The 4,143-nt window shown below is 31.6% G+C and carries 9 protein-coding genes; all 9 read left to right on the forward strand.

Going from position 1 to position 4,143, the window contains the following annotated elements; genetic code table 11:
- Window positions 1–120 precede the first annotated feature (120 nt).
- Window positions 121–687: a GNAT family N-acetyltransferase gene (locus tag KI369_RS27245; RefSeq protein ID WP_212958709.1), complete on the forward strand. Its 567-nt coding sequence runs from the start codon at window positions 121–123 to the stop codon at window positions 685–687.
- A 6-nt stretch (window positions 688–693) separates the two neighbouring features.
- Window positions 694–1,254, forward strand: coding sequence for a 2'-5' RNA ligase family protein (locus KI369_RS27250; RefSeq protein WP_212958711.1), 561 nt, complete (start codon window positions 694–696; stop codon window positions 1,252–1,254).
- The gene (locus KI369_RS27255; protein WP_212958713.1) at window positions 1,251–1,736 is read left to right on the forward strand and encodes a GNAT family N-acetyltransferase; all 486 of its coding nucleotides are present in this window, start codon (window positions 1,251–1,253) and stop codon (window positions 1,734–1,736) included. The genes KI369_RS27250 and KI369_RS27255 overlap by 4 nt, the downstream gene beginning before the upstream one ends.
- A 12-nt stretch (window positions 1,737–1,748) precedes the next feature.
- The gene (locus KI369_RS27260; protein WP_212958715.1) at window positions 1,749–2,117 is read left to right on the forward strand and encodes a cupin; all 369 of its coding nucleotides are present in this window, start codon (window positions 1,749–1,751) and stop codon (window positions 2,115–2,117) included.
- Window positions 2,118–2,137: 20 nt separating this feature from the next.
- Window positions 2,138–2,332 (forward strand): hypothetical protein, encoded by a 195-nt coding sequence (locus tag KI369_RS27265; RefSeq protein ID WP_001233482.1) that lies wholly within the window; start codon window positions 2,138–2,140, stop codon window positions 2,330–2,332.
- Window positions 2,333–2,527, forward strand: coding sequence for a hypothetical protein (locus tag KI369_RS27270; RefSeq protein WP_212958717.1), 195 nt, complete (start codon window positions 2,333–2,335; stop codon window positions 2,525–2,527).
- 84 nt (window positions 2,528–2,611) lie between these two features.
- Window positions 2,612–2,800, forward strand: a complete 189-nt coding sequence (locus KI369_RS27275; protein ID WP_000589981.1) for a hypothetical protein — start codon at window positions 2,612–2,614, stop codon at window positions 2,798–2,800.
- Window positions 2,801–3,356: 556 nt separating this feature from the next.
- Entirely contained in the window at window positions 3,357–3,536 is a 180-nt protein-coding gene (locus KI369_RS27280) for a hypothetical protein (protein WP_071736247.1), read from the forward strand.
- 172 nt (window positions 3,537–3,708) lie between these two features.
- A complete protein-coding gene (locus KI369_RS27285; RefSeq protein WP_000917620.1) occupies window positions 3,709–3,894 on the forward strand; it encodes a hypothetical protein in 186 nt (61 codons plus the stop codon).
- Window positions 3,895–4,143 lie beyond the last annotated feature (249 nt).

The following is a 4,143-nucleotide window of genomic DNA, read 5'->3' on the forward strand; positions in this document are numbered from 1 at the left end:
TACATGAATAATTGGTATCTTATAACAAAATTATACAATATAATAAATGATATATGTTTTGATTTTTCAGAAAAAATATTATAATTATATATGAAATAAAGAGGAGTGTAGGAGGAAATTATGAAAAGCGTAATCGTAAAAGGGGATAGAGTAACAATTCGTACAATTGAAGAATCAGATATAAAAACATTATGGAATCTCGTGTTTAAAGAAGAAAATCCAGAATGGAAAAAATGGGATGCACCGTATTTTCCGTTTTCAATGCAAGAATACTCATCCTATAAGGAAAAGATGCAAACTCGTTTAAAAGAAGAACCGCTATCCAATTTAATTATAGAAAATAACGGTCAAGTTATAGGGACGGTCGGATTTTATTGGGAACATAAACCGACGCGTTGGTTGGAGATGGGAATTGTCATTTATAATCCGGCTTACTGGAATGGTGGTTATGGTACAGAAGCGTTAACGTTATATCGGGATTTACTATTTGAAAAGATGGATATTGGTCGAGTAGGGCTCACGACTTGGTCTGGCAATGAACGAATGATGAAAGTAGCTGAGAAAATAGGAATGACTTTAGAAGGTAGAATGCGCAAATGCCGTTATTATAACGGAACGTACTATGATTCTATTCGAATGGGAATGATTCGTGAAGAATGGGAAGCGCTATGTGTAACAAAGGGGTGAAGGGATATGTACGCTATTATTGCTACATTTGATCGTGTGTTTACTAATAAAATTACAGAATTGCAAAATGAATTAACAAATATCATTGGCACAAATCAATTAGCCGGAGTAGAACCTCATATTACGTTAGCTGATTATAATGAGTTAAATGTTCATTTGTATAAGGAGAAATTAGGGGAGTTTGTAGCTATGCAAGAAAATACGGACCCAGTAACCTTTCCTTCTGTTGGAGTTTTTCCTACTAACGGAACAGTCTTTCTAGCACCGACTGTTACTGATGAATTGTTAAAATTTCATCATTCTTATCATGATTATTTTAACAATTTTCATGACAACCCAAATTCATATTACGTACCGGGAAAGTGGGTTCCGCATTGTACGATTGTAAATAGGTTACATACAAATCAGTTTTTAAGCGTAATGGAATATATTTATGAAAAATTTGATTTTGCAATAGCTTCAATTGAAAAATTAAAATTAATTAAGGTGGATTATGAAAATGGTTCTGCCATTTCTTCTAGTATATTAGCAGAATATAAGTTAAAGAGAATGGAGACAACGAGATGACATATGTAATTAGAGAAATGAAGCAAGAAGACATTCATGCTGTACAATCAGTAGCGAAAATAGCTTGGCATGATACATATGAAGGAATTATCCCGAGAGAGATTCAAGACAGTTTCTTAAACGAGGCTTATTCTGATGAAAAAATGAAATATCGTCTTGAAAATACACATTTATTCGTTGCGGAAGAAGAGGGAGAAGTAATTGGCTTTGCAAATTTTTCACCCGTTAGATTGCAAAACGAAGCAGAATTAGGTGCGATTTATTTGTTACCAGATCAGCAAGGGAAAGGGATAGGAAGTGCTTTATTACAAAAAGGGTTAGCGGCATTAAAAGGAATTCGGAAGCTTTATATTCATGTAGAAGCGGCGAATGAAAAAGGAAAACGTTTTTATGAATCGAAAGGTTTTGCACAATTAGAGGAGTTTGAAGAAGATTTTGAAGGACATATGATGCAGACAGTAAGGATGGTTTTATACATATAAGGAGGACTAGAAGTGAAGATTTTTGATTTTAGTGAAAAAGTAGGAAAGCAAATCACAGCATTTCAATCTAATTTCATAATGTCGAAAATAGTAAATCATCAAGGGAATATACATATCGGTGCTATGCATTTAAAAGAGAATGGAATAATTGGATATCATGAAGCAGTTGTATCACAACTGCTTCTTATTGTGGGCGGAGAAGGTTATGTATGCGGAGCAAATAAAGAAAAAATGAAGGTAGAAGTGGGACAAGCTGTGTTTTGGGAAAAGGGTGAATTTCATGAAACGAGTACAGAAAAGGGATTGATGGCAATTGTGATTGAGTCGGAGGAACTAGAAAAAGGAATTTTAATGAAAGAAGTAGGAAAGTTTGATGATTAAGGTGTGTAAGGAGGGGGAATATGCGCAAAGTTACACAAATAGTAATATGCGCCACAGCAGTATTATTCATTACATTAGCTATGGTAAATGGAGAAACGTGGAAAGATAAAATTGTTATTTCACTAGCTGTTCTTATATTTACTGGATTTTCTTTAGTATGGAACACATTCGTTATAAATCTTATGGAGAAATTCAATAGAAAAAGGAGTAAATAAATGCGACCTTTCAAGCGAATGAGAACTATATATTTAATAACAGTACCTATTATTGCATTACTCTCATTATTTTTTCCACAGTCAGTAGGAGATCGTATACTTACTTTCTTTTTTGTACTTGTTTTTGGGGGATTAGCAATTGGATTTACATATTTGATGAACTTTATTAACAAAGCAAAAGATAAAAGAGGATAAATAAAAAAGTTTTCAGTGGGGGAGATAGTAAAACTCAAAGGTGTAGATTTGTATAGTTTGAGAAGACGGAAAAGGAGACATAGGATGATAAAAATTGCAAGAGCAGTAATGATTATAGCAATTGTAATTGTAATCATTGCAGGGCTAATAGCTCCATTTTCATTAAAAGAAAAAATGGTACATACATTCGGTATGCTTTTTTATGGTGCAATCGGTTTAGGTGGACTTACATTATTAAATTACATTATAAAAAAGCAAAGAAAAGAGAAATAAATAAAAATTTTACCAATCGGAAAAGTAGTTGGTGGTCTATTTGTAAAGTTAAAAAACAAGGGGAATAAGAGAATGTTAAAATCGTCAAAAATCATTAAAATTATTGGGTTTATAGTAAGGGCTATTGCTAATAGAATTTTCCCTTTTATACTTGTATTCGGTGCAATGCCTCTTGGGAGTACAAACTTAGTAGAATACATAACTAATAAATTTAGAGAGAATAGAAATAATTAGTTTGTTTAAGAAAGTAAGGATCTGATTTATTGTAGATATAATTCTGTTAATTGTTAATGCTGGTGAATGAAAAATTTTCTTTTCAGTTTTAGAAAGAAGTGTGAAGATAATTTGAATGTGCGTAAAGGTACAAAAATATTTATATGCACTTTTGGATTAATAATGATGATACTATCAATGGTAGTACAGAACACATGGAAAGATAGAATTATAGTTGCTTTAGTTGCAATTTTATTTACTGTAATTTCTCTAGTGTGGAACTCTGTTGTTATTAATATCATTCAAAAATTTAATAAAAAGATAGATAAGGAACAGCAGGATGATGAAAATCGCGAAAATTGTAATGATTATAGTAGTTGTAATTTCAATCATTGTTGGACTAATGGGACCATATTCAATTAAGGAAAAGGTAATATATACATGTAGTATGGTTTTCTGGGGAGCTATGGGGATCGGAGCTATTACTTTAATGGATTATATTAGCAGAAGGATAAAAAAATGAAACTTGGATTAATGAGTATTTCTGATAGAAGGAAAATTAGACGAGTATTTCTTTTCTATAAATTGAAATGAAGAGAAATTTGTATTTATTATATTATTCTAAATGTAGATGAATACAAATTCAGTTAATATGGCTATAAAGGTAGCTTGGATAAAGAAAAAGGAGTAACTAAATGTTAAAGCAAGGAAGAATTATAATTGTTATTGGCACATTAGTAACGCTCATCGCGAGTTTTATGGTGCCAGCAGACAATAAAACAAGATTAATAAATGTACTCGTAATATTTTTATTCGGTGTAATAGCTGTGTGGTCTTCAGTTTTATTTGAACGAATTTATCAAAAGATACATAAAAAGTGAAATAAATAAAACTTTTGTCGATTGGAGTAGTAGTGAAACTAGAGGGATTAAAACAATTTTGATGATTATTGTTATAATGGTCGAATCGGCACATAAATGTAATTTTGATTATGTAGACAGCCAAACTAGCAATAGAAGTTACGGTTAATAAGTAAGAAGTTGAATGAAATCTTTTCTTATATTAGATTTTACTCTAGTTATAGGAGACCATGGGTTATGTCGTAGGCGATACCATTAAGTTTGAGGATT

The sequence above is a fragment of the Bacillus sanguinis genome (assembly GCF_018332475.1).
GTDB classification, from domain to species: Bacteria; Bacillota; Bacilli; order Bacillales; family Bacillaceae_G; genus Bacillus_A; species Bacillus_A sanguinis.